This is a genomic window from Rhodococcus rhodnii NBRC 100604 (assembly GCF_001894925.1).
GTDB classification, from domain to species: domain Bacteria; phylum Actinomycetota; class Actinomycetes; order Mycobacteriales; family Mycobacteriaceae; genus Rhodococcus_F; species Rhodococcus_F rhodnii.
This window is the reverse complement of record NZ_BCXD01000006.1, coordinates 1-24,567: the sequence shown is the minus strand read 5'-3', so window position 1 is coordinate 24,567 and position 24,567 is coordinate 1. Positions and strand designations below refer to the sequence as shown.

Genomic DNA, 24,567 nt, shown 5'->3' with positions numbered 1-24,567 from the left:
TTGCCCCCGCCCCGGCTACGTCAGGCGGGCTGCAACGGCTCGAGCGCCTCGCGCGCTCCGGCCTCCACCGCAGCGGTGACGGCGGCGAGGATCGGCGAATCCAGCTTCCACCGCTGCCAGTAGAGCGGGACGTCGATCACGGCGTCGCGCACGACCTCGACGAGGGCCGCGGTGCGCAGATCCGCCTCCGCCTGCAGGTCCGGGACCATGCCCCACCCGAGGCCGAGCCGCAGCGCCGTCACGAACGCCGTCGAGCCGGGGATGTAGTGGCGCGGGGGATCGGCGTCGCGCGCACCCGGCCTGCTGCGCAGAAAGCGCGCCTGCAGGTCGTCCTTGCGATCGAAGACGAGCATCGGCGCGGCTGCGAGCCCGGCGTCGGCACCGCGCTCGAACCACCGCCGCGCGAACTCGGCACTGCAGATCGCGCGATACCGCATGCTGCCGAGCGGTGACACCGAACAGCCCTGTACCGGTTCGGGTTCCGAGGTGACGGCGGCCATCGCGGTGCCGTCCCGGAGCAGTTCGGTCGAATGGTATTCGTCGGCGCGGTGCAGCTCGAAGGTCGCGTTCGCCTCGCTCGACACCCGCGCGAGCGCCGGGATCATCCACGTCGTCAGCGAATCCGCGTTGACGACGACACTCACGGTGGCCGCCCCGCCGCCGTCGGGCACGAGTGCGTCCATCGCGTCGGCCTCGACGCGCGCGACCTGCCGCGCCATCCGCAACACGATCTCGCCCGACTCGGTCGGCCGTACCGGCTTTCCCCGCTGCACGAGCACCCGGCCGACCTGCTGCTCGAGCGCCTTGATCCGCTGGCTCACCGCCGACGGCGTGACGTGCAGGATCCGCGCCGCGGCGTCGAAGGTCCCCTCGTCGACGACCGCGGCGAACGTCCGAAGTTGAGAGAACTCGATGTCCACGGGCACCTCCACTCGGGCATATGAAGCGTTCCTTCAGTATCCACAGAAACTCTAGCTGTACTGCAGGCTTCGCAGCTTCTAGCGTCGAGCCAATGCCCCTGCTCTCGTCCGCATCGCTGCTCGCCGCCGGTTTCGGCACCGGAATCTCGCTCATCGCCGCCATCGGCGCACAGAACGCGTTCGTCCTGCGGCAAGGGGTACTGCGTCGCAACGTCGGGACGGTCGTCGCGGTGTGCGTCGTGTCCGACCTCGTCCTCATCGTCGCGGGCGTCGCCGGCATCTCGGCCCTGCTCTCCCGCGCCCCGGGGGCGATCGACGTCGTCCGGTTCGCGGGGGCGGCGTTCCTGCTCGCGTACGGCCTGTTCGCCGCCCGGCGCGCGCTGTGGCCGTCCGGCGACGCCCTCACACCCTCGGATTCGTCCGCGCGTTCCGGGTGGGCGGTGCTCGCGACGTGCCTCGCCCTGACGTGGCTCAACCCGCACACCTATCTCGACATCGTCATGCTCGGCTCGATCGGCACACGGCACGGCGACGGCCGGTGGCTGTTCGCGGCGGGTGCGATCGTCGCGAGCATCGTGTGGTTCACGGTGCTCGGCTTCGGTGCGCGACGCCTCGGCGCCGTCCTCGCGACGCCGCGCGCATGGCGGGTGCTCGACGCCGCCGTCGCCACCCTCATGATCGTGCTCGCGGTCGGACTCGTCGCGAGCACGCCCGGCGGCGGCGCGGCCGTCGCTAGCCTGGCGCCATGACGTCCGCAGCACCGCACGCCGCCCCCGAATCCCGTACCCCCGCCAGGCCCCGCGCACTCGTCACCGGAAGCACCCGTGGCCTCGGCGCCGCGATCGCGCGCGAGCTCGCACCCACTCACGACCTGCTGCTCGGTGCCCGCACTGCCGACGACGCGCAGTCGCTCGCCGCCGAGTTGCCCGGCCGGGCCGAGGCTTTCGTGGCCGATCTGACCGATTCGCAGCGACTCGCCGACGCGTGCGCGGCGGCGGGACTCTCGGACGGCGAACCGTTGAACGTCCTCGTACACAACGCCGGGATCGCCGAACTCGGCACCACCGAGGAGAGCACCCCGGAGCAGTGGGAGCGCACCTTCGACATCAACCTCTTCGCCGTCGTCGAACTGACGCGGCTCGCACTTCCTGCGTTGCGGCGCACCGGAGGTCACGTCGTGTTCGTGAACTCCGGCGCGGGACTGCGCGCGAATCCCGGATGGGGCGCGTACGCCGCGAGCAAGTTCGCGCTGAAGGCGTTCGCCGACGCACTTCGGGGCGAGGAGCCGGAGATTCGTGTCACATCGATACACCCGGGACGGATCGATACCGAAATGCAACGAGCCATCGTCGCCCACGAGGGTGGCGACTACCGCCCCGACGCCTTCCTCGACCCGAAAACCGTAGCGGCAGCGGTGCGTAACGCCGTCGAGACGCCCGCCGATGCACACCCCGTCGAGGTCGCCCTGCGCGTACGCTGACCTCGATCCCAGGCTCCGTCCGAGAAAAACTCGTCGAACATGGTTCTTCTCGGGCACAAAATGGGAACCCCGAGCGTTGTCGAGTCACCCGGTTCGGCCCATCGACGTCTCGCTCGTTGGTAGAAAGTGCCGGAAGGCCCACGAAGACCTGCCAGGAGGAAGCCATGCCCACCGACTACGACGCCCCGCGCACCACCGTCGACGACGAGATCGGCGCCGATTCGCTGGAGGCACTCAAGGTCAAGCGGAACGAGTCGCAGACGTCTGCCGCAGACGTCGACGAGGGCGAAACCGTCGAGTCCTTCGAGCTGCCCGGCGCGGACCTCTCGGGCGAAGAGCTCAGCGTGAAGGTCGTTCCCAAGCAGCGTGACGAATTCACGTGCTCGAGGTGTTTCCTCGTCCACCACCGCTCGAACCTCGCGAGCAACGCAGGCGGCGAGATGGTCTGCGAGGACTGCGCGGGCTGACCTCCCGCCGTCACGCTTCGGCAGCCTCCGCGCTGCCGAAGCGATCGAGCACCGAACGCGCACATCGTTCGACGACGTCACGGTCGTACGAGACGACGTAATCGAATTCGCGGTCGGCATCGCCGGATCCGCTGTGCAGGTCACGGGCCGACAGCACGCACGCGAAGTGCGGGCCCAGCACGACCACGTTCCATTCCTCCACGAGATCGTCGCTCTCGTCGATCGGTGCCCGATGGATGCCGTCGAGGACGTTCGGCTCCATCCCCACTCCGTAGATCCCGCAGTAGGCGACGCGATCGGCCATCACCTGCCAGCGCGTGCACGCCGCGGGGGTGAAGTGCTCGGCACGCTGAAAGGTGCCGAGCACGAGCGTCTCGGGTCCGGACGCCGCCGCCTGGACCTCGAGCGTGGTGCTCATCGTGACGAGCAGCCGCTTGAGGCTCCGCACCGGCTGCTTGCCGACGGATGCGATCCGCCACGGCGACGTCCCGGACTCCGTCGCCCCCGGGGCGGCAGCCACCGGGAACGGATCGGTCGCCGAGGCACCGAGCAGTGCCGGATCGGCGGCGGCGGGATACAGCTCACCTGTGCCGTACGTCGCACCGAGCCCCAGCGCGCGGCGCCGATGCAACGGCGTGTCGACGCCCGTTGCGACGACGAGCGCGCCGGTGCGTTCGACGTGCGCCGCGACGGCGTGCGCCGCCGAGGCGGTACGGGAGTCGGCACGCTCGGCGACCATGCGGGGCGCGAGCAGGACGAGATCCGGCCGCACGACGGGCAGCAATGCGACGGCGCGCGGGCGTTCGCCCACGCCGTCGACCGCAATCGCATGCCCCGCGGCGCGGGCGAGTGACACCTCGCGCAGCGTCCGCGCGGGATCGGCGGACAACGACTCCTCGGTGATGACGACGATCGCGCGCCGGCCGGTCGCGTCGGCGGGTGCGTCGCCGCACTCGCCCAGTGCGCGAAGCGATTCCAGATCGACCGACACGAGCGCGGGCACGTCGGCGACGGGACTCGCCGCCGCGACCGACCACGACAGCCGATCGAATTCGCGACGCTGACTCATCGCTCCCGCCGCGGCGCGGAGAGCGGCGGTGGTGGCGCCGTCGTCGGCGCGCAGCTGGACGTCGACGGCGGCGAGCCGGTCGTCGTCCAGGCGGCGCATCGGCGCGTACCACGGCCGAACCGCGAGCCCGCCCGTCGTCTCGGCTCGTACGGTCTGGGACAGCGGTCCGGTCAGAGTGAACACGTCCCCAGTGTGTCAGCACCGCCCCGAACGGGCCGCGCTCGCGCATTGTCGCAGGTAGTGGCGTGGTCGGCGGGTGCTGCTAGGGTGGCTCACAATGAGGACCGGATGAAGGAACCCACCGGGGCCGTCGGGCCCCTCGTGCCCGACCCGAACCCCGCCTGCCCAACGCCGACCTTCGAGGAATCGGCATCCGCTCAGGCACATCTTTCCGACGTACAGTTCCACGACGTCGGGCTCGCACTCTCGTTGATGTGTGATCGACCCGCATTCGAGGTGCACGGCAATGCCCGCCGCTGGTGGCGCGTGGAATTCGATCACGACCGCTATCTTCTCGCCGAAGTCGACCGCGAACCTCCCGCTCCCACCGCATTCGACGCGACGACGAGCACCGAATCACGTGGCCCGCACTGGCGGGTCCAACTCGCGGCGCGCTCGCGTACCGGGACCACGGTCCTCGCGAGCGCCTCGCACCGCTGGATCGCGGACGCCTACTCGGCGGCCGTCGCTCAGGTCCAGGGCAGCTGGCTCAGCCCGCCGGACGAACCGCGGTCGCTGCGCAGCGTCTGAACGTCACACCGGGCGTTGCTGGACGTCGTCGTCCAGGAACTCGCGCACACTGCTCAGCGGATAGCCCGCTTCGACGTACGCGAGTGCGAGCGCGGCACGCTCGTACGACTCCTCGGTGTGGACGGCGCGTCCCCTGCTGTCGAGGTACGGCACCACGACGCCGTACCGCTCGAACACGCGCATCGTCTGCGGTCCCACGGGAGAGACGGTGCGTCCCGTCGCCGTGACCGCCCCGATATCGATCGGTTCGTGTTCGTCTCCCACGACCTCAACCCTTTCTCTGGTCCTGCGACTCGTCGGCCTCGTGTCCTCTGCCGGTGCCTGTGGGGCTCCTCGGCCCTTCCGCTCGACTGGTCCCCTCGCTCTCCGATCGGGCGACCGCTGTTCTCGAAAGCTAGCAGCGCGCGAGCTACCGCTGGGGTGGACTGCGGTCCGGTGGCGGGATCGACGATCTTGTCGATCCGGCTCCGACGGGTAAGGATAGCCACACCTGACTGTCTGCTGTCCCCAGGAGCCCGGATGAGCCTTCCCGTCGACCCCACCCCCGAACGGCGTGTGAGCGCCCCCGTCCGAGAGCGTGCCGACGTCGTCGTCGTGGGAGGCGGCCCCGGCGGCTCGACCGTCGCGACACTGCTGGCGAAGAGCGGGCACACCGTCGTCCAGCTCGAGAAGGAACGGTTCCCGCGCTACCAGATCGGCGAATCGCTGCTGCCGTCGACGGTGCACGGCGTCTGCCGGCTGCTCGGCGTCGAGGAGGAGATCGCGAACGCCGGGTTCATGCACAAGCGCGGCGGCAGCTTCCGGTGGGGCACCAACCCCGTGCCCTGGAACTTCCTGTTCGCCGTCACACCGGAATTCGCGGGCCCGCAGTCGTTCGCGTATCAGGTCGAGCGGATGAAGTTCGACGACATCCTGCTGCGCAACTCGGCGCGCTCGGGCACCGACGTGCGCGAGGAGTGCGACGTCACCGACGTGCTCACCGACGACACCGGACGCGTCGTGGGCGTCCGGTACTCCGGCCGCGACGGCGCCGTCCACGAGATCGAGGCACGGTACGTCGTCGACGCCTCGGGCAACAAGACCCGGCTCACTCGGCACGCGGGCGCACAGCGCGTCTACTCCGAGTTCTTCCAGAACGTCGCGCTCTTCGGATATTTCACCGGCGGTGAGCGTTTCCCCGCACCCGACTCCGGCAACATCCTGTGCGCGGCGTTCGACGAGGGCTGGATCTGGTACATCCCGCTCTCCGACGAGCTGACGAGCGTCGGCGCCGTCATCGCGAAGGAGCACGCCGCGAAGGTGCAGGGCGACCGCGAGGCGGCACTGATGCGCTTCGTCGACCGCTGCGACATCGTGCGCGACATGCTGTCCGACGCCGAACGCGTGACCGACGGGGTCTACGGCGAGCTCCGGACGCGAAAGGACTACTCGTACGCCAACACCCGCTTCTGGGGCAACGGGATGGTCCTCGTCGGCGACGCCGCGTGCTTCATCGACCCGGTGTTCTCGACGGGCGTGCACCTGTCGACGTATTCGGGTGTGCTCGCGGCACGGTCGATCAACAGTGTCCTCGCGGGCGAGCTCACCGAGGAGCGCGCGTTCGGCGAATTCGAGGGCCGCTACCGCCGCGAGTACGCGGTCTTCTACGAGTTCCTGTCGGCGTTCTACGACATGGAGCAGAGCGAGGACTCGTACTTCTGGCGTGCCCGCAAGGTGACGGGCTTCGACCGCACCGACATGACGGCGTTCGTCTCGCTCGTCGCCGGTGCGTACTCGGGCGAGGACGCACTGACCGACGCCGACGCCGTCGTCATCCGGTTCCGGGAATCCACGGCCGAACTCACCGAGGCGGCCGCGAGGACCGGTGGCATGGACACCGATTCGGGCCAGCGGATGAACCACCTGTTCAAGGCACCCGTCGTGCGTGATGTGATGGAGGAGATGAACGCACTCCAGGCTCGCGGCGCGATGGGATCGCGCACCGTCGAGGCCCCACTGCTCGACGGCGGCCTCGTCCCGTCCGCCGACGGTCTGTCGTGGGCCGAACCCGCAGTCCGGGCCGTCTCGTGACCGACGCGGCGGCCTCGTGACCGGCACGGCGTCGTGACGTTCGCGCCGCCGCTCGACCCGCACGTCCTGCTGCCGTTCATCACGCAGGTCGCCGTGCTCGTGGCCGCGGCCCTGGCGCTGGGCAGACTCGCGGCCCGGATCGGGCTGCCGCCCGTGACGGGTGAACTGCTCGCGGGCATCGTCGTCGGCCCGTCGCTGCTCGGGACCGTCGCCCCGGGCATGCACGCGCGGCTGTTCCCGGCCGATCCGGTGCAGTGGCATCTGCTCGACGCCGCGGCCCACCTCGGGCTGCTGCTGCTCGTCGGGCTCGCGGCCGCGAGCCTCGACGTCGGGTTCCTGCGCGCACGACGCGGCGCGGTCGCGTCGGTGAGCCTCGGCGCGTTCGCGATTCCGCTCGCGGCGGGAATCGCCCTCGGCTACCTGCTGCCGTCGTCGCTCGCGGGAGACGACGCCGACGACCTGTCGTTCGCGCTGTTCTTCGGGATCGTCCTCGCCGTGAGCGCCGTGCCCGTCATCGCGAAGACACTCGCCGACCTCGGTCTGCTGCACCGCGACGTCGGACAGCTCACGCTCGTCTCCGGCACGATCGACGACGCGCTCGGCTGGATCCTGCTCGCGGTGACCGCGGCGATGGTCACGTCGGGGGTCGAGGTCGGTGTCGTCGCGGGTTCGCTGGGTGCCGTGCTCGCCGTCGTCGTCGTGGCTCTTCTCGCGCGGCGGCCCGTCGCGACGGTCGCGTCGCGCTCGCCCTCGCTCGTGCTGCCCTGTGCCGTCGTGCTGATCCTCGCGGGCGGCGCCGTCACGCAGGCGATGCATCTCGAGGCGGTATTGGGCGCGTTCGCGGCCGGATTCGCGCTCCGCCGTATCTCCCCGGCGCTGCTCGCGCCGCTGCGCACGGTGACGGCGGCCGTCTTCGCACCGCTGTTCCTCGCGACAGCCGGGCTGCGCGTGGATCTCGGCGTCTTCGCGCAGCCGGACGTCCTCGTCGCGGGGCTCGCCGTGCTCGCGGTGGCCGTCGCCGCGAAGTTCGCCGGCGCCTACGCGGGTGCGCGGGCGGCCAGGATCGGGCACTGGGACTCGCTCGCGCTCGGCGCCGGACTCAACGCGCGCGGCGCCGTCGAGATCGTGATCGCCATGATCGGCGTCGGCCTCGGCATCCTCACCGCGGAGTCGTACGCGATCGTCGTGCTCGTCGCCATCTCGACGTCGATCATGGCCGGCCCGCTGCTCATGTGGACGATGCGCCGCTCGCCGGTCACCGACGCCGAGACGCAGCGCGCGAGATCAGCCGAAGCGTAGGTAGGCGAACGGATCGCTCGTGGGCTGCGGCGAACCACCGGGCGGTTCCACGGTGAACGCGAGCGCGTTCGATCCCTCGATGCCCTCGACGACGGCCGTCGTCGCCGGCCCGACGTCGCCCGGCTCCATGACGCCCGCGGACCGCGGCGAGTGGCCCTCGCCGAGCAGCCACAGCTGATAGGCCGAGCCGTCGGGCGGCGGCGGGACGTCGTTCATCATGAGCACGCCCGCGTCGTGCTGCGCCGACGACACGACGACCGCCGTACCACCCTCGACGGGGACCGACACCATGCGCATGTCGGGCGCCGCGAGCACCTGTTCGGTGACGCTGGGCGCCGGTGCGGGCCCGGGATCGGGGTCGCTGCCGAGGACGACGGACACCGCCCCGATCGCGACGACGACGACCGCCGCCGCAGCTGCGATCGCGAGCGCGAACCTCGTCCGGCGGCGGGCCGCGAGGTCGGTCGGCGGCGGCGACTCGGTGTCGGAGTGGCCGGACTCGATGGGAGGGGTGGGGGAGCCCGCGGCTGCGATTCCCGCGAGAACCCGCTCGAACACGTGCCGGGGCGGGGTCTGCGCGGTCGCGGCGGACTGCGCCGCCATCGTCTCGCGGGTGTCCCGGACGATCGCCTCGAACCGTTCGCGCTCCTCACGGGGCGCCCGTGCAACGAGCGTGTCGATCTCGCGGCGTTCGGCGTCGTCGACGGCGTCGAGTGCGTAGAGCGGAGCAAGCTCCTGCAGGTCGGTGGGCTCGCCCGGTGCGGTGTCGTGGAGTTCGGTCACGCCGCCACCCCCAGGCAGCGACGCAGCCGGATCAGGCCGTCGCGGATTCGTGTCTTGACGGTGGGCAGCGCGACGGCGAGCCGCTCGGCGACCTCGCGGTAGGTGAGACCGCCGTAGTAGGCGAGCACGACGGACCTCTTCTGCACCTCGGTCAGCGAACCGAGACAGTCGCCGACCTCGTTGCTCTCGGCGCGCACCATGACCTCCTCGGCGACGGTGTCGAACGCACCCGCCCAGGTCGCGGCGCCGTACACCGCGTCGCGTTCGGTGCCCGCCTGTTCGGAACGGACGCGGTCGACGGCGCGCCGATGCGCGAGCATGACGACCCACGACATCGCCGAACCCTGCTTCGCGTCGAACGATCCGGCGTTCTGCCAGACCTGGAGGTAGACCTCCTGGGTCGTCTCCTCGCTGTAGCCGGGATCGCGCAGTACGCGCAGCACCATGCCGTACACCCGGGCGCTCGTGTGGGAGTAGAAATCCCCGAACGCCGCGCTGTCGCCACCGGCGACCCGGCCGAGAAGCTCGGCGAGACGCTCGCTCTCGCGGGCGTGGTCGGCCGGCCCGGCGCTCTTCATCGGCTGTATCCGCTCATCGACGCCGAGCGTAGCCGTAGCGAGCCCCGTCATCCGGACTACTCCCCTCGGCGTGGTGGCAGCGGCACGAAGAAGCTCGTGCGCTGCTGGTAGTCGCGATAGCCGGGACGCTTCTCCATCGAACGCTCGAGCAGCCGTGCGCCCGTCGCGAACACGAGGAAGTACGTCATGACGAGGGGCGAGACGACGGTGAGCACACCGGGCCACGCACTCGCCGCGATCGCCCACAGTCCCCACCAGACGGCGGCGTCGCCGAAGTAGTTCGGGTGCCGCGTCCACGCCCACAGCCCGCGGTCCATGATCTTTCCGCGATTGCCGGGATCCGCCTTGAACCGGGACAGCTGCAGATCGCCGACTGCCTCGAACACGAAGCCGACGAGCCACGCCGCGACACCGAGGGCCGCCACGACCGTCCCGAGGCCCGTCGTCGGGCCCGCAGCGGCCGACACCTGGAGCGGCAGTGAGACGAACCACTGCGCCGCGCCCTGCGTCAGGAAGATCTTCCGGATCACCGTCGCCGTCGTGCCGCCGCCCGCACGCTCCAGCATGTCCTCGTAGCGAGGGTCTTCTCCCTTGCCCCGCGACTCGCGCGCGATGTGCAGGCCGAGCCGCAGCCCCCACACCGAGGTCAGGACGAACAGCAGCAGCGCCCGCGCGGTGTCGCCGTTGCCGACGAGCAGTCCGACGGCGGCGACCACCGCGAATCCCGGACCCCACGCGACGTCGACGACGGCCCAGCGGCCGACGCGGCGCCCGATCACGAACGTCACCGCCTGTACGACGGCGAGCGCGGCGAGCGACGCGATCGAGACGATCGCGAAGCCGCCGAGCGAGAACCCGTTCATGCGTCACCTCCCGGTCGTCGCAGCAGAATCTGGTCGACCCCCATGCGGCCGCTGTCGAAACTCATCCGGCCGCCCACGAGGTACAGCTCCCACACGCGCGCCACCTCGAGCCCCACCATCGCTTCGATCTCGCGCCGATTGCGGCGGAAGTTCGCGAGCCAGCCGTCGACCGTCCACACGTAGTCACGGCGCAACGACTGCGACTCGACGAAGTCGAGCCCGGTGGCCGTGAGGGCGGCGACGGTCCGCGCGACGGGCCGCATCGACATGTCCGGCGCGATGAACGATTCGATGAACGGACCCCCGCCCGGATGGCGGCCGTCTCGGGACATCTGCTGCACGAGAACCTTCCCGCCGGGCCGGACGGCGTCGTGCAGCATCCGCGCGTAGGACGGATAGTTCGCGTCCCCGACGTGCTCTCCCATCTCGAGCGACGCCGCGGCATCGAAGCCGCGTTCCGGAGTCTCGCGGTAGTCCTGCAACCGGATCTCGACGCGCTCCTCGAGACCGAGGTCTGCGATCCGCTTGTCCGCGAACGATTTCTGTTCCCGCGAGAGCGTGATTCCGAGAACCCGCGCGCCACGGGTGTGCGCCGCGTGGATCGCGAGCGCGCCCCACCCGCACCCGACGTCGAGGAAGCGCGCGCCCGGGCGCAGCCCGACCTTGTCGCAGACGAGGTCGAGTTTCGCGAGTTGTGCCGCTTCGAGCGCGGTTTCATCCCCAACCTGTGCACAAACCTGGGGATCGATCCCGAAATACGCACTGGAGTAGGCCATCCGGGAATCGAGTATCAGCGAGTAGAAATCGTTGGAGAGGTCGTAGTGATGCCCGATCACGGCGCGATCACGCCGAAGGCTGTGCAGCCTGCCGCGAACCTTCGCCTGGCTCGCCGGATTCGATGGCCGGCGGCCGAGAACTCCCGCCGCGATCGCAACCCGCGCCGCCGCGAGAATCGCCTTCGGTCCGGGCCGCACACCCCGCAGCCCACGCTGCGCAGCGACCTCCCACACGTGCTCCAGCGCCTCGCCGAGATCGCCGTCGACGTCGATCTCCTCGCTCACGTACGCCTGTGCCGCACCGAGTTCCCCCGGGTTCCACAACAGCCGCGCGAGCGCGTTCGGGCTCGAGACCGTGACACGGGGAGCGTCCCGCGGGCCCGCGACGCTGCCGTCCCAGGCCGTCAGCCGCACCGGCAGTGCGCCTCCCGCGAACGGTGCCAGCGCTCGTTCCAGTTCCGTCGCGACACTCATTCCGACTCCGTCCTCGCGAAGGTGATCTGCTCGACGTCGATGTACCCCGAGCGGAATCCCGCCTCCGAGTACGAGAGATAGAAGTGCCACATCCGCCGGAACGTGTCGTCGAAGCCGAGGGCCGCGACCCGGTCGGCCGCCGCCGCGAACCGCGTCTTCCACAGTCGCAGCGTCTCGGCGTAGTGCGGACCGAGCGAGGCGGTGTCGACGATGCGCAACGACGTGTGCTGCCGCGTGACGTCGTCCAGCGCGCGATGGGACGGCAGCATCCCGCCGGGAAAGATGTATTTGTGCACCCACGTGTACGTGCGGCGCGTCGCGAGCATCCGGTCGTGCGGCATCGTGATCGCCTGGATCGCGACGGCACCGCCCGGCGCGAGCACGTCGTCGATCACACGGAAGTAGTCGCGCCAGTAGCGCTCGCCGACGGCCTCGATCATCTCGACCGACACGACGGCGTCGTAGCTGCCGTCGAGACTGCGGTAGTCGAGCAGGTCGATCTGCACGCTGTCGGCGTAGCCGGCCGCGGCGACGCGCTCGCGGGCCAGCTCGCGCTGTTCGCTCGACAGCGTGATCGAGCGGACGGTCGCTCCCCGTTCCGCCGCGCGGATGCACAGCTCGCCCCATCCGGTCCCGATCTCGAGGACCCTGCTGCCCGGTCCGACGCGCGCGGCGTCGAGCAGCCGGTCGATCTTGGCGCGCTGCGCTGCGGCGAGGTCGTCGAAGCGCGGCGGCGGATCGAGTTCGCCGAACACCGCCGACGAGTACGTCATCGTGTCGTCGAGGAAAGCCGCGAACAGCTCGTTGGAGAGGTCGTAGTGGCGGGAGACGTTCGTACGCGCGTTCTCCGCCGTGCCGTTCTCGGACGACGGCCGGCTCGCCAGCACCAGGGCGCGCAGCCACTGCAACGGTTTCGGAACGAGGCTCGCCATCTGCTGCGCGAACACCGTGAGCACCGCCGACAGGTCCGGCGACGTCCAGTCGCCCGCCATGTACGACTCGCCGAAGCCGATGAGCCCCGAGCGGCCGACACGGCGCGCGAACGCCTGCGGGTCGCGCAGGATCATGCGCGGCGCGGCGGGATCGTCCACGGCGCCGCCCACGAGCGTTCCGTCGGGATACTCGATCCGGACGGCGAGCGTCCCGGCCGCCCGGCGAAGCAGCCGGTCGACGACGCGCGCCGAGACCGTGGCTCGCAATCCCGCCGGCGGCGCCGAGAGCCCCGGCCAGACGTTCTCGTCCGGCGCCGGGCGGGTGTCGTGCCCGCTCTCCGTACGGGTTTCGTTCACTGTCACGAGACCGTCTCCTTCTCGACACGGAGGTTTCCGTCGGTGGTGGCGCCGCGCGTGATCGGAAGTCCGCGCGCCCACAGACCGATTCCCTGGATCCTGATGCGGGCCGCGACGACGATCGGGGCCAGCGGTGTGCTCACCGCCGCCGCGATCACCGCGCGTCGCGACGCCGCTCGTCGCGTGCCGCGCATCGTCGCGGTGAACGGCGGCTGCCCGTCCCGGCGCAGCACGACGTCGACCGCCAGCCGCTCGCCCGGCTCGGGCACGCGCAGCGTGTAGTGGCCCGAGACGTCGTTGAACGGCGAGACGGGAAAACTCTTGCGCACGGTGTGCGCCGCGGCGGTGTCGCTCCCGGACCCGACGTCGCTCCCGGCCCGGACGACGTAGGCGTGCCGTCCGCCGTAGGTGTTGTGCACCTCGGCGATCACGGCGACGAGGGCGCCGCCGCGGTCGTGGCACCAGAACAGCGAGAGCGGATCGAAGACGTACCCGAGCGTCCGGGAGTTCAGCAACGCCCGGATGCTGCCGCCGCCGATCTCGATGCCCTCGCCGCGGAGCACCGACTCGGCGCGGCTGCGCAGGGTGTCCGGCTCCCCGGGCGCGGGCGGTTCGAGGTGATCGGCCGCCCGGAACCCGACGACGGGCCGCAGATACCAGGGCGCGCGCGGCAGTTCGTCGACGTCGACGAGCCACGACAGGCTCCGGTACGCGAAGACGTTGCGCACCGGGCCGGTTCGCGCATGCCGGATGCGGGTCGAGTACAGCGCCGCGCCACCGAAAGTCATGCCGGCTCCTGTGCGGGTTCGGGTTCGGGTTCTCGGTGCGATGCCGGGGCCCGATTCGCACAGAGCCGCTCGGCCGCGCGGAGCCCCGAGAGCGCGGCGTCCTCGTGGAATCCCCACCCGTGATACGCCCCCGCGAACACGAGCCGATCGGACGCGAGTTCCGGGAGCCGCGCCTGCGCCGCGACCGAGTCGGGCGTGTACTGCGGATGCTCGTAGGTCGTCTCCGCGAGCACCGTCGCGGGATCGACGTAGTCGCCGCCGCCGAGCGTGACGAGGATCCGCCGGTCACGGGGGTGATCGAGCCGCATGAGCCTCGTGAGGTCGTACGTGACGACGACCGAACCCGCATCGCCGCCGCGCGGGGTGACGTGGTTCCACGACGCACGCGCACGCTCGGCACGGGGAAGCAGCGACTCGTCGGTGTGCACCTGCGCGTGATTGCGCGAGTACGGCATCGCGCCGAGAATCTCGCGCTCCGCATCGGTGGGGGCGGCAAGCATTGCGAGCGCCTGCCGCGGATGCGCCGCCACGACGACGCCGTCGAAGATCCGGTCGCCGCCCGCGCCGTCGACGATGCGCACGCCGTCGGGAAGCCGATGGATCTCGGTGACGGGAGTGCCCGTGAGGACGGTCTGGAGCCGGGCCTCGATCGCCTCGACGTAGCGCGCGGAGCCACCCGTGACGGTGCGCCACGTCGGCGAACCGAACACGGTGAGCATCCCGTGATGGCTCAGGAACGCGAACAGGTAGCGCGCGGGATAGCGGATCGCGAGCTGCGCGTCGCACGACCACACCGCCGCGACCAGCGGCGTCACGAAGCAGGAGCGGAAGTATCCGTCGAAACCGTGCCGATCGAGGAAGTCGCCGAGCGTCTCGTCGCCGTCACCGGAGGCCAGCGCTGCGCGGGCGGCGCGGTGGAACCGCGTGACGTCGACCAGCATCTTCCAGAATCGCGGCCGCCGCAGATTCGCCGACGTCGGGAACAGCCCGCGCCAGCCCCGCGCCCCCGCGTACTCGAGCCCGGTCTCCTCGTCGCGGATCGACATCGACATGTCGGATTCCTGCGTCGCGACGCCGAGTTCGTCGAACAGCCGCAGCAGCGTGGGATAGGTGCGGTCGTTGTGGACGATGAAGCCCGAATCCACGTGCACCGCACGGCCGTCGAACTCGAACCGGTGGGTGTGGGCGTGGCCGCCGAGCCGGTCGTCGGCCTCGTAGAGCGTGACGTGATCGGCCCGCGCGAGCTCGTGGGCCGCGACCAGCCCGGCGGCGCCGCTCCCGACCACGGCGATCCGCCGCAGGCCGGGATCGCCGTCGCTGTCGTCTTTCTCGTGTCTCCCCATGCCCCCTATTCGGAGCCGCGGCCCTCGGGGATGGCCCGCTGACGGGTCTCGGGGGCGGGTGGGTCGCTGCGAGCGAGCCGCGACGGCCACCAGATCCGGGATCCGATGTCGAGCGTCATCGCCGGCACGAGCAGCGAGCGCACCACGATCGTGTCGAGCAGCACACCGAACGCGACGATGAACGCGATCTGCGCCATGAACTGCAACGGGATCACCGCGAGCGCGCCGAACGTCGCGGCGAGCACGACACCCGCGGACGTGATGACCCCGCCCGTGATCGCGAGACCACGCCGGACCCCCTCGGCGGTGCCGTGCCGGATCGTCTCCTCCCGGACGCGCGTCATGAGGAAGATGTTGTAGTCGATCCCGAGCGCGACGAGGAACACGAACGCGAACAGCGGCACGACGGGATCGGAGCCGTCGAATCCGATCACGTGGTTGAACACGATCGCGGACACTCCCAGCGCCGATGCGAACGACAGCACCGTCGTCGCGAGGAGCACGAGCGGGGCCACGAGCGCGCGCATCAGGAACGCGAGGATCACGAACACCACGACCAGGACGATCGGGATGATGACGGCGCGGTCGCGCGCAGCGGTCGTGTTGGTGTCGAGCTGCGTCGCCGTCGGGCCACCGACCAGGGCGTCGGCACCCGAGACGTCGCCCACCGCGTCGCGGATACGGACGACCGTCTGCTCGGCGGCGTCCGAGTCGGGGGAGTCCGCGAGCGTCACCTGCAGCTGGACGCGGCCGTCGACGACGACGGGCGGCGCGTCCGGCGCACCCGTCTCCGTCACAGGCGTGACCTCCGAGGCCGTTCCCTCCACCGACTCGACCGCATGCGCGACGTCCTCCGCCGCGTCGGCGTTCGCGATGACGATCGTGGGCGACCCGGTACCACCGGGGAAGTGCTCTGCCAGGACCTCCTGGCCGGTGACGGACTCGGTCTCACCGAGAAACAGCGACGTCTGCGGCACACCGCTCGACTTCAGCGTCGGCAGGAACGCCGCCATGACGACGAGCGCGATGCCCGTCACGATCCACACGCGGCGATAGTTGCCCGCGACCTTTCCGGACAGCCGCCACCACAGCCCGTCCTGGGAATGCGGTTCGGCCTTCGGGCTGCGCGGCCAGAACGCGACACGCCCCACGAGCACGAGCGCCGCGGGCAGGAAGCTCAGCGACACGAGGTATGCGGCGGCGATGCCGAGCGCCGCGACGGGTCCGAGGCCGCGATTCGAGTTGAGCTCGGAGAACAGCAAGCACAGCACACCGAGAATCACGGTGCCGGCCGACGCCGAGACGGGCTCGAGCACGCCCTTCCACGCCCGCGCCATCGCGACGAACTTGTTCTCGGTGTCCCGCAGCTCCTCCCGGAATCGCGCGACGAGCAGCAGCGCGTAGTCGGTCGAGGCGCCGAACACGAGGATGAAGAGGATTCCCTGGCTCTGCCCGTTGAGGACGATCGCACCGGCGTTCGCCAGCGCGTAGACGAGGGCGCTGGCCAGTGCGAGCGCGAACAGCGACGACAGCACGACGATGAGCGGCAGGATCGGGCTGCGGTAGACGATGACCAGGATGATCATGACGACGATGCCGGTGACGAGCAGCAGCATGCCGTCGATTCCCGCGAACGCCGCCGACAGGTCCGCGGCCTGCCCCGCGGGCCCCGCCACATACACCGAGAGCCCGTCGGGAGTTCCCTCACCGATCATGTCGCGGATCGCCTCGACGGCGTCGCCGGGCTCGGTGCCGTCGACGGTGACGACGATCTGAGCGGCCTGCCCGTCGTCCGACTCGATCGGCGGCGACGCCGTCTCCGTCACGCCACCGGAACCGGCCACCCGTTCGGCCAGCTCGGCGAGATAGGCGAGATCCTCACCGGTGACGGGCCCGTCGCGTTCGGCGACGATCAGTGCGGGAATCTCCTCCGAATCGTCGAACTCGCGGGAGAGCTCGGCGACCTGCGTCGCCTCGGCGCTCTCGGGAAGGAACGACGTGTTGTCGTTGGACTGCACCGACGTGAGCTGGCCCGCGAAGGGCCCGCCGATACCCGCGATCGCAAGCCACACCACGAGCAGCACCGCCGGAACGATCCAGCGCCACTTCGACGTCGCGACACGTGACGAGCGATCACCTTCTGCAACACGCGAATTCATGGAGACCTCTCGACTGCGCGTGGTACGACGGCCACTGCCGCGCACCGGACACGACGGAACCCGGCGAAGCAGACGCTACTGCTCCCGCCGGGTTCCGTGGGACGATCGCGGGCTTACTCACAAAGTGCGAACGCCCCGCTCCGTCGGCGTGTCACGCCACGATCACTGCGGCATGAGGACCGAATCGATGAGGTAGACGGTGGCGTTCGCGGTCTGCACGCCGCCACACACGACCGACGCGTCGTCGACCATGATGTCGTCGCCCGAGCCCGTCACCGTGACGTCGCCGCCCTCGACGGTGGTGTGGGTTCCGTCGATCTGGTCGGGAGCGAGCTCGCCCGGGACCACGTGGTACGTCAGGATCTGGGTGAGCAGGTCGGAGTCGGTCTTCAGTGTCTCGACCGTGGCGGGGTCGAGTTCCCCGAACGCAGAGTCGACCGGTGCGAACACGGTGAACTCGCCGCCGTTGAGCGTGTCGACGAGATTCACGTTCGGGTTGAGCTGGCCCGACACCGCTGCGGTGAGCTGCGTGAGCATCGGGTTGTTCGACGCCGCCGTGGCGACGGGGTCCTCGGCCATGCCATCGACCGAACCCGGGCCGTCGGGAACCATCCCGGCGTACTGGGCACAGCCGGGGCCGACGAGGTTCGCCGCGCCCATCGCGCCCGTGCCCTCCGCGTCGGACGTCTCCATCGGTGCGGACGTCTCCGCCGTCTCGGTGCCCGTCATGGCACCGGTCGTGGTCGCCGTGTCGCCGCCGTCGTCGGACGTACAGGCGGCGCCGAGCATCAGCACCGATGCGCCCGCCGCTGCGGCGAGAACTCGTGTGGTCCTGCGGATGTGGATCGTGGTCACTGCCATCACCTCTATGGATCGAACTGTCACGGTCGTGTGGGCTTCGCGGCCGAGTCGCCACCCGGATGGGCGTGATTCGGAGAACTCGGCAATTGCGGCCAATCCACGCACCATCCGGCCCCGAATGACGAACAAGTGACGTGTGGAACCACGCCGCGACGACTGCAGCACCACCACTGGATGGGCACGACCACAACGAGATGGGGTACGTCATGCGCAGGAGAACAGCACGCGGAACTTTCCGGACGCGGATCGCCGGGATCGGCGCGGCCGTGGCTGCCGTCGCGGCGCTCGCGACCGCCGCCCCGGCGGCCGCACAGGGATCGTCGGTTCTCCCCGGTCCGCTCGAACCGGTGCGGTCGCTCGACGCCGCGCGGTACCTCGGATCGTGGTACCAGCTCGCGGCGGTACCGCAGCCGTTCAATCTCCAGTGCGCGCGCGACACCGTCGCCACGTACACCGAGATCGACGCCACGAACATCGGGGTGTCCAACCGGTGCACGTCGTGGGACGGCAGCGAGCGCGGGATCGAGGGCAACGCGCGCGTCGTGGATCCGGTGACGAGCGCGCAGCTGCACGTGAGCTTCCCGGGCGTCCCGTTCCAGGATTCGCTCGACGGGCCACCCAACTACATCGTCACGTACATCACGGACGACTACTCGTGGGCGCTCGTCGGCGACCCGCTGCGCACCTCCGGATTCGTGCTGTCGCGCACCCCCGCCGTCGACGACGCCGGCTGGCGGGAGATTCGCCAGGTCGTCGAATCACGCGGCTACAACGCGTGTCTCGTCCTCACCTCACCCGTGACCGGCGGGCGCGACGACATTCGGCCGCTCTGCACGGTCTGATTCCGGCAGCCCGACCGCGGGAGGCGGCGCGAAGCCGGGAGGTTCGAAGCGTGGCCGCCCTCGCGGTGTCGGGAAGATCCGCCAGTTGCTGTGGTGGATGTGGCGATGGTGCCGACCGCAGAGCAGCACCATGTTGTCGAGGTCGGTTGCTCCGCCGTCGGCCCAGTGCGTGATGTGGTGTGCTTCGCACCAGCTCACGGGTGCGGTGCAGTTCGGGAAGGCACAGCCACGATCCCGGACAGTCAACGCGCGGCGTTGTGCGGAGGTGACGAGCCGCGTGGTGCGGCCCATGTTCAGTGGGACGCCGTGGTCGTCGATCACGATCGGCGTCACCTGCGCATCGCACGCCACCGCACGCGCCGTCTCGGGCGTAAGTGTGCCTCCCCACGGCATCCACGGCAGACCGATGCCGTCGAGTAGTGCGGTGACGGACACGGTGGCCCGTTCGTCACGGCCTTGCGGCTGTGCTTTCAGGTCGCGCTGGTGGATGAGGACGGTGACGTGGGGTTTCTCGGCGGCTTCGTGTCCGTTGTCGCCGGTGTCGAGGTGGCGTCGGCAGATCTCGATGAGTCCGTCCGCGCGGCGTTGCCCGGCGGAGCGGGGATCACGGGTCCCGTCCGCTGCGGGCCGAGGTGCCGACAACTTCGACAGCGCAGTCGACAGAATCTCACCGGACAGGGCGTCGAGGTCGCCGTGCAGCACGACCCTGCCGTTCAGGGTGTTCGAGACGGTGAGCGTGTTGAGGTCGTCGCGTTCGCGAGTGGTCGGGCCGTCGGTGTCGATGTCGAGGCGCACCCGCAGCGTCTCGATCGCGGTGCGCACCGACTTCGTCGCGGTCTCCGGGCCCGGCACTGCGGCCGCCAGCAGCGCGTCGCGGCATGCGGCGATCACTGCCGCGTGCTCGTCCGGGTCGGTGTCGGCCAGTGCTGCGAGCAGCGACGGCGGCGTGTCGAAGAATCCGCACAGCATGCTTGCGTGTCGCGGCGAGATGCGCTGTTCGGCGACGGCGGCAGCGATCTCGGGCTGCGTCCGTAGGCTCGTTCCCAGCGCTGTGACGTCGCGTGCCTCACCGATCTCGAGCATCGAGTGGGCCGCGAGCCACGACCCGGCATCCCGGTAGCCCGCCCCGGTCGCGAGACCACGATCGGCGACCTCACCCATCAGCGTGATGCGCCGCGCCTGCAACACTTCGATCTGCCGCGACACATCGAGCACCGCGGCGGACAGTTCGGCGTCACCGAGCTGCCACGGCTCGACGCAGACCGCGTCTACGCCGTGTGCTGTGTGTGAATCCCCCGACTCCATGCGACAAACCTAGTTCGAATGCCCGTTCGACACAAGACCTATTTCTGCAGTTGGGGATAACCACAGACCTGTGGACAGGCTGGCACCTGCGACATGGGCGTAAAGTCGGCGTCTTCGCCACGTGCGGAGTCCAAGGAAGCGCTGACCACATGACGACGCACCGTGAATCCCTAACAAGGCCGACCCCGGATCCCCGGCCACAGCATGTCTGACCGCCGGCATCCAGTCCCAATCAGCACGCATGGACTCGACATCGACGCCATCCTGGGGGATGCGCCGACCCACATCAGCGGATACTCGATCGAGTTCGGCGGCGCGTCCACCATCATCAAGTTGAACAAGCAGTCCGTCGACGACGACGGCACGTTCGTTCCCGCCCAGGGGAATGCAGTACTCAGGTTCTGGGTTCGATCGGGCTCGCAGGAGGCGAGTGTCGCGATCGAGGCGCTCCGTCATGCTGCGCCGATCGGGGAAGGCCCGATCTACTCCTATGCCCACCCAGCGACACCGAGCACGGTCGTCGCTGCCGCAGTGTTCTTCTCACAATCACGGGACCAGATCGAGGCACCTGGCGATTTCGATTGGCACGCCTACTCGCCGCGGCACGAGTTCTACTCGGTCGTACGGACCGGCCCCGACGACCCCCGCCCCATCGTGGTGTATCGCTCACTGAACCGGCCGTTCTACCTGCCCTTCATGGACCGTCGGGGCGCCTATTGGCCGGTACGAGCTACGCCACCACCGGTCGGCTCCGGGCTCAGAGACTCGTTCGACGCCGTCTTGGGTGGCGTATCGAGGAAGGCGGCGATCAGAAACAACATCCGGCCGCTCACCCTCGAATGGGTGGGCGGCAAGACTGTCACGCTCACCTTCCAATTGATCCGCAACGGTTGCTGCTATCGACTGGATTTCGAGTTCCCCACCGACGACGACATGATGGCCGGACGGTTCCTCCTTCCCGGAGGCATCGTGCAGATTCGGGACCCCTCGCAGTTCGCGGCCGGTCTAGTCTCGATGCTGGCCGAACGCTCGTCGTTTTCGGAGTCGCTGTTGGGCACCGAATGCAAGTGACCGGCTCGAGTCCGGCGGACAACCCGCTCACGGCTCCTCGTTCGCAATCCGTTCGGCCGCACCGGTGATATTGGTGATCATGCCGCGAAAGATGACGCCGTGGAACGGGAGAATGCCGTACCAGTAGGCACGGCCTGCAATGCCCCGGGGGAAGAAGATCGCACGTTGGTCCAGCCGCGAGCGTCCGTCGCCGAGTTCGCCGACTCGCCATTCGAGCCACGCACCGCCGGGTGCGCGCATCTCGGCCCGCAACCGGAGCAGCGAGCCACGCTCGATCGCTTCGACTCGCCAGAAGTCCAGCGGGTCACCGACGTTCAGCCGATGCGGGTTGCGGCGTCCGCGCGTGAGCCCCACACCGCCGACGATCCGGTCGAGCCAGCCGCGCACCGACCACGCGAGCGGAAAGGAGTACCAGCCGTTCTCGCCGCCGATGCTCTCGACGACATCCCACAGCACGGCGGCGTCGGCGTCGCACTCCGCCGACCGCTCGTCGGTGTAGACGGATTCGCCCGCCCACTGCGGGTCGGAGGGCAGCGGATCGGACGGCGCTCCGTCCGGCGAGGCGCCCGCCCACGTCGTCTCGACCTCGCCCGCATCGATCCTGCGCAACGCGAGCGACACGGCGCTGCGGTACGGCGTGAGTCCGCCGTCGGGCGGCGGGACGACATCGTCGATGTCGTGCTCGTGCATCACGGCGTCGCTCCGCAGGGACTCGATGAGTGCGCGGCCGATCGACCGGGGAATCGGCGTGACCAGACCGATCCACAGCCCCGCCAGGCGGGGCGTGAGGACGGGCAGCACCACGATCCGCCGGGTCATGAGCCCCGCCGTGTCGGCGTAGATCTGCATCATCTCGCCGTAGCGCAGCACGTCGGGGCCACCGATGTCGTATGCGCGGCTCTCGGTGAACGGCGCATCCGCCGCCGCGACGAGGTAATGGAGGACGTCGCGCACCGCGATCGGCTGGATGTGTTTGTTCACCCATTTCGGCGTCGTCATCACCGGTAATCGGTTGGAGAGGTGCCGCATCATCTCGAACGACGCCGAGCCCGAACCGATCACGACGCCCGCCTGCAGCACGATCGTCGGGACTCCCGATGCCGTGAGGATCTCGCCGACACGCGTCCGCGAGCGCAGATGTGGTGAGAGCGCTTCGCCGTCGGCATGGAGTCCGCCCAGGTAGACGATGCGGCCGACGTGCTCGGCCGACGCGACGGCGGCGACGTTCTCTGCGTCCTCGGCTTCCTGTCGCTCGAAATCGTCGCCACCCGACATGGAGTGCACGAGGTAGTACGCGACATCGATGCCGCGCAGCGCGGGGTGCAGCGACGCGACGTCACCGAGATCGCCCTGCACGATCTCGACCTCGCCTGCCCACGGCACATCCTGCAGCTTGGTTGGGGTGCGCGCGAGGACGCGCACGGTGTGCCCGGCGGCGAGCAACCGCGGGACGAGCCGGCCGCCGATGTAGCCGGTCGCACCGGTCACGAGGACTCGCTGCCCGTTCATCTCTCGACGCTAACCGCCGGTCGCGGGCTGCCGGGGCGAACGCTGCAGACGTTGCGACAGAATGCGCCTCGCGGACCACCCCCTGCGGCCTCGCCGAACCGTTACCGTCGAGGAATGGGCCTGGATTTCGTGCGGACGGTGCAGCACCCGCGGCAGGACGTGTTCGAGTGGCACGCTCGTCCAGGAGCATTGACGCGGCTCTCACCACCGTGGCTGCCGATGCGGCCCGTCGCGGAGGCCGCGTCGTTGGCGGACGGCCGCGCCGAACTCTCTGTCGCTCCCGGCCTCACGTGGGTCGCCCAGCACGACCCCGACGCCTACGATCCGCCCGAACGCTTCGCCGACTACTCCGCCGCGGCACCGCTGTCGACGCTCGTGCCGTGGCGTCACACGCACACGTTCACCGAGGTCGATACGGAGCGCACCGAGGTGCACGACCGCGTCGAGACCCGCATTCCGGCGTTCGTGCTGCGCCCGGTGTTCCGGTATCGGCACCTCCAGCTGAGCGAGGATCTCGCGGCACACCGGTGGGCGCGCGGCTATCTCGAACGGCCGCTGACCGTCGCGGTGTCGGGCTCCTCGGGACTCGTGGGGACGGCGCTCACGGCCTTCCTCACCTCGGGTGGGCATCGCGTCGTCCGGCTCGTCCGTGGCGAACCCTCGTCACCGGACGAACGTCGTTGGCGGCCCGACGATCCCGACGAGGGCCTGCTCACCGGTGTCGACGCCGTCGTGCATCTCGCGGGGTCGTCGATCCTCGGCCGATTCGGCGACGAGCATCGAAAGAAGGTCCGTGAGAGCAGGATCGGGCCGACGCGACGCCTCGCCGAACTCGCGGCCCGTTCGGGTGTGGGGACGTTCGTGTCGGCGTCGGCCGTCGGATTCTACGGCGCCGACCGCGGCGACGCGATCCTCGACGAGGACGCTGATCCCGGCGACGGCTTCCTCGCCGACGTCGTCACCGACTGGGAAGCGGATACCGCTGTCGCCGAGACCGCCGGCGTGCGCGTCGTGAACGTGCGGACGGGCATCGTCCAGTCGACGCGCGGCGGCGTGTTGCGGCTGCAGCGCCCGATCTTCGAGGCGGGTGTCGGCGGCAGACTCGGCAACGGCGAGCAGTGGTTGTCGTGGATCGATCTCGACGATCTCGTCGACGTCTATCACCGTGCCCTCGTCGACGATTCGCTCATCGGTCCCGTCAACGCGGTCGCGCCGGAGCCGGTGCGCGGCAACGAGTACGCGCGGGTCCTCGCGCGCGTGCTGCGACGTCCGTCGCTCGTCCCGGTACCCGCGCTCGGGCCGCGAATCCTGCTGGGACGTCGCGGTGCCGACGAACTCGCCCTCGCGAGCCAGCGTGTGGTGCCCGCGCGACTGACCGAGGTGGACCACCGCTTCCGCTTCCCCGAACTCGAGGAGTGTCTGCGGCACCAGTGCGGCCGACTGGAGGAGTGAGCTGCGCGGTTCGTACCCTGGAGCCATGAGCGACGACAGCAGATTCGGCGACGCCGTGCAGGCAGGACTCCGGGTGCGCCGGGAGGTGATGGGCGACGAGTTCGTCGATCGGGCACTCGCCCGCACCGAGGGGACCGCGAGCCAGGTGATGCAGGAGTTCGTGACGGAACACGCGTGGGACGCCGTGTGGAACCGTCCCGGCCTGGACCGCCGTAGCCGCAGCCTCGTGAACCTCGGCATGCTCATCGCGCTGCGTGCGCACGGCGAACTGCGTGGTCACGTCCGTGGCGCACTGCGCAACGGCCTCACTCGCGAGGAGATCGTCGAGGTCGTCGTGCAGGCAACGGCCTACTGCGGCGCACCGGCCGGCCTCTCGGCGATGACCGTCGTCCAGGAAGTGTTCGACGAGACCGACTGAC

Annotated in this window: 24 protein-coding genes; 10 read left to right on the top strand and 14 right to left on the bottom strand. The window is 69.9% G+C overall.

Features of this window, described 5'->3' with window-relative positions; genetic code table 11:
* Positions 1–20 precede the first annotated feature (20 nt).
* Positions 21–920 (bottom strand): LysR family transcriptional regulator ArgP, encoded by a 900-nt coding sequence (locus RR1_RS05575; RefSeq protein ID WP_010837878.1) that lies wholly within the window; start codon positions 918–920, stop codon positions 21–23.
* A 92-nt stretch (positions 921–1,012) separates the two neighbouring features.
* Between RR1_RS05575 and RR1_RS05570 the strand changes: the two genes are divergently transcribed.
* The 3 genes from RR1_RS05570 to RR1_RS05560 all read left to right on the top strand — a co-directional run bounded on the left by RR1_RS05570 (position 1,013) and on the right by RR1_RS05560 (position 2,867).
* The gene (locus tag RR1_RS05570; RefSeq protein WP_010837879.1) at positions 1,013–1,669 is read left to right on the top strand and encodes a LysE/ArgO family amino acid transporter; all 657 of its coding nucleotides are present in this window, start codon (positions 1,013–1,015) and stop codon (positions 1,667–1,669) included.
* The gene (locus RR1_RS05565; RefSeq protein WP_010837880.1) at positions 1,666–2,400 is read left to right on the top strand and encodes an SDR family oxidoreductase; all 735 of its coding nucleotides are present in this window, start codon (positions 1,666–1,668) and stop codon (positions 2,398–2,400) included. The genes RR1_RS05570 and RR1_RS05565 overlap by 4 nt, the downstream gene beginning before the upstream one ends.
* 164 nt (positions 2,401–2,564) lie before the next feature.
* Positions 2,565–2,867 carry a DUF4193 domain-containing protein gene (locus RR1_RS05560; protein WP_010837881.1) on the top strand — a complete coding sequence of 101 codons (303 nt, stop codon included), beginning with the start codon at positions 2,565–2,567 and terminating at the stop codon, positions 2,865–2,867.
* Between the two features lie 10 nt (positions 2,868–2,877).
* On the opposite strand, the gene RR1_RS05555 is transcribed toward RR1_RS05560, so the two are convergent.
* On the bottom strand, positions 2,878–4,119 hold the full coding sequence (locus tag RR1_RS05555; RefSeq protein WP_238558974.1) for a DICT sensory domain-containing protein: 1,242 nt from the start codon (positions 4,117–4,119) through the stop codon (positions 2,878–2,880).
* A gap of 303 nt (positions 4,120–4,422) precedes the next feature.
* Between RR1_RS05555 and RR1_RS21855 the strand changes: the two genes are divergently transcribed.
* On the top strand, positions 4,423–4,686 hold the full coding sequence (locus RR1_RS21855; protein ID WP_143153724.1) for a hypothetical protein: 264 nt from the start codon (positions 4,423–4,425) through the stop codon (positions 4,684–4,686).
* A 3-nt stretch (positions 4,687–4,689) separates the two neighbouring features.
* On the opposite strand, the gene RR1_RS05545 is transcribed toward RR1_RS21855, so the two are convergent.
* Positions 4,690–4,950: a MerR family transcriptional regulator gene (locus RR1_RS05545; RefSeq protein WP_010837884.1), complete on the bottom strand. Its 261-nt coding sequence runs from the start codon at positions 4,948–4,950 to the stop codon at positions 4,690–4,692.
* Positions 4,951–5,205: 255 nt separating this feature from the next.
* Between RR1_RS05545 and RR1_RS05540 the strand changes: the two genes are divergently transcribed.
* Both RR1_RS05540 and RR1_RS05535 read left to right on the top strand, forming a co-directional pair.
* A complete protein-coding gene (locus tag RR1_RS05540) occupies positions 5,206–6,756 on the top strand; it encodes a tryptophan 7-halogenase (RefSeq protein ID WP_143153723.1) in 1,551 nt (516 codons plus the stop codon).
* A gap of 33 nt (positions 6,757–6,789) precedes the next feature.
* Positions 6,790–8,055 carry a cation:proton antiporter gene (locus RR1_RS05535; protein WP_010837886.1) on the top strand — a complete coding sequence of 422 codons (1,266 nt, stop codon included), beginning with the start codon at positions 6,790–6,792 and terminating at the stop codon, positions 8,053–8,055.
* On the opposite strand, the gene RR1_RS05530 is transcribed toward RR1_RS05535, so the two are convergent.
* From RR1_RS05530 to RR1_RS05490, 9 genes are all read right to left on the bottom strand, one after another.
* Positions 8,041–8,838 carry an anti-sigma factor gene (locus RR1_RS05530; protein WP_010837887.1) on the bottom strand — a complete coding sequence of 266 codons (798 nt, stop codon included), beginning with the start codon at positions 8,836–8,838 and terminating at the stop codon, positions 8,041–8,043. The genes RR1_RS05535 and RR1_RS05530 overlap by 15 nt on opposite strands.
* Positions 8,835–9,416 (bottom strand): sigma-70 family RNA polymerase sigma factor, encoded by a 582-nt coding sequence (locus RR1_RS05525; protein ID WP_010837888.1) that lies wholly within the window; start codon positions 9,414–9,416, stop codon positions 8,835–8,837. Before RR1_RS05525 ends, RR1_RS05530 begins: the two co-directional genes overlap by 4 nt.
* A gap of 56 nt (positions 9,417–9,472) precedes the next feature.
* Entirely contained in the window at positions 9,473–10,279 is an 807-nt protein-coding gene (locus tag RR1_RS05520; protein ID WP_010837889.1) for a DUF1295 domain-containing protein, read from the bottom strand.
* Positions 10,276–11,529 (bottom strand): SAM-dependent methyltransferase, encoded by a 1,254-nt coding sequence (locus RR1_RS05515; protein ID WP_010837890.1) that lies wholly within the window; start codon positions 11,527–11,529, stop codon positions 10,276–10,278. The genes RR1_RS05520 and RR1_RS05515 overlap by 4 nt, the downstream gene beginning before the upstream one ends.
* Positions 11,526–12,818, bottom strand: a complete 1,293-nt coding sequence (locus tag RR1_RS05510; protein WP_010837891.1) for a class I SAM-dependent methyltransferase — start codon at positions 12,816–12,818, stop codon at positions 11,526–11,528. Before RR1_RS05510 ends, RR1_RS05515 begins: the two co-directional genes overlap by 4 nt.
* A gap of 2 nt (positions 12,819–12,820) precedes the next feature.
* On the bottom strand, positions 12,821–13,606 hold the full coding sequence (locus RR1_RS05505; protein ID WP_010837892.1) for a DUF1365 domain-containing protein: 786 nt from the start codon (positions 13,604–13,606) through the stop codon (positions 12,821–12,823).
* Entirely contained in the window at positions 13,603–14,949 is a 1,347-nt protein-coding gene (locus RR1_RS05500) for an NAD(P)/FAD-dependent oxidoreductase (RefSeq protein WP_010837893.1), read from the bottom strand. The genes RR1_RS05505 and RR1_RS05500 overlap by 4 nt, the downstream gene beginning before the upstream one ends.
* A gap of 5 nt (positions 14,950–14,954) precedes the next feature.
* Positions 14,955–17,108 (bottom strand): MMPL family transporter, encoded by a 2,154-nt coding sequence (locus RR1_RS05495; RefSeq protein WP_010837894.1) that lies wholly within the window; start codon positions 17,106–17,108, stop codon positions 14,955–14,957.
* A 162-nt stretch (positions 17,109–17,270) separates the two neighbouring features.
* Entirely contained in the window at positions 17,271–17,969 is a 699-nt protein-coding gene (locus RR1_RS05490) for a fasciclin domain-containing protein (protein WP_040772802.1), read from the bottom strand.
* A gap of 206 nt (positions 17,970–18,175) precedes the next feature.
* Between RR1_RS05490 and RR1_RS05485 the strand changes: the two genes are divergently transcribed.
* Positions 18,176–18,811, top strand: coding sequence for a lipocalin family protein (locus RR1_RS05485; protein WP_051111128.1), 636 nt, complete (start codon positions 18,176–18,178; stop codon positions 18,809–18,811).
* Here RR1_RS05485 and RR1_RS05480 read toward each other — a convergent pair.
* Positions 18,761–20,116, bottom strand: coding sequence for an HNH endonuclease signature motif containing protein (locus RR1_RS05480; RefSeq protein WP_072713606.1), 1,356 nt, complete (start codon positions 20,114–20,116; stop codon positions 18,761–18,763). The genes RR1_RS05485 and RR1_RS05480 overlap by 51 nt on opposite strands.
* Positions 20,117–20,320: 204 nt before the next feature.
* Between RR1_RS05480 and RR1_RS05475 the strand changes: the two genes are divergently transcribed.
* Positions 20,321–21,187, top strand: coding sequence for a hypothetical protein (locus tag RR1_RS05475; RefSeq protein ID WP_010836857.1), 867 nt, complete (start codon positions 20,321–20,323; stop codon positions 21,185–21,187).
* Positions 21,188–21,214: 27 nt separating this feature from the next.
* Here RR1_RS05475 and RR1_RS05470 read toward each other — a convergent pair whose 3' ends face one another.
* Positions 21,215–22,696: an SDR family oxidoreductase gene (locus tag RR1_RS05470; RefSeq protein WP_010836858.1), complete on the bottom strand. Its 1,482-nt coding sequence runs from the start codon at positions 22,694–22,696 to the stop codon at positions 21,215–21,217.
* A gap of 114 nt (positions 22,697–22,810) precedes the next feature.
* Here RR1_RS05470 and RR1_RS05465 point away from each other — a divergent pair, with 114 nt between their 5' ends.
* Complete coding sequence (locus tag RR1_RS05465) at positions 22,811–24,148, top strand: TIGR01777 family oxidoreductase (RefSeq protein ID WP_010836859.1); 1,338 nt, start codon at positions 22,811–22,813, stop codon at positions 24,146–24,148.
* A gap of 25 nt (positions 24,149–24,173) precedes the next feature.
* On the top strand, positions 24,174–24,566 hold the full coding sequence (locus RR1_RS05460; RefSeq protein ID WP_010836860.1) for a carboxymuconolactone decarboxylase family protein: 393 nt from the start codon (positions 24,174–24,176) through the stop codon (positions 24,564–24,566).
* Position 24,567 lies beyond the last annotated feature (1 nt).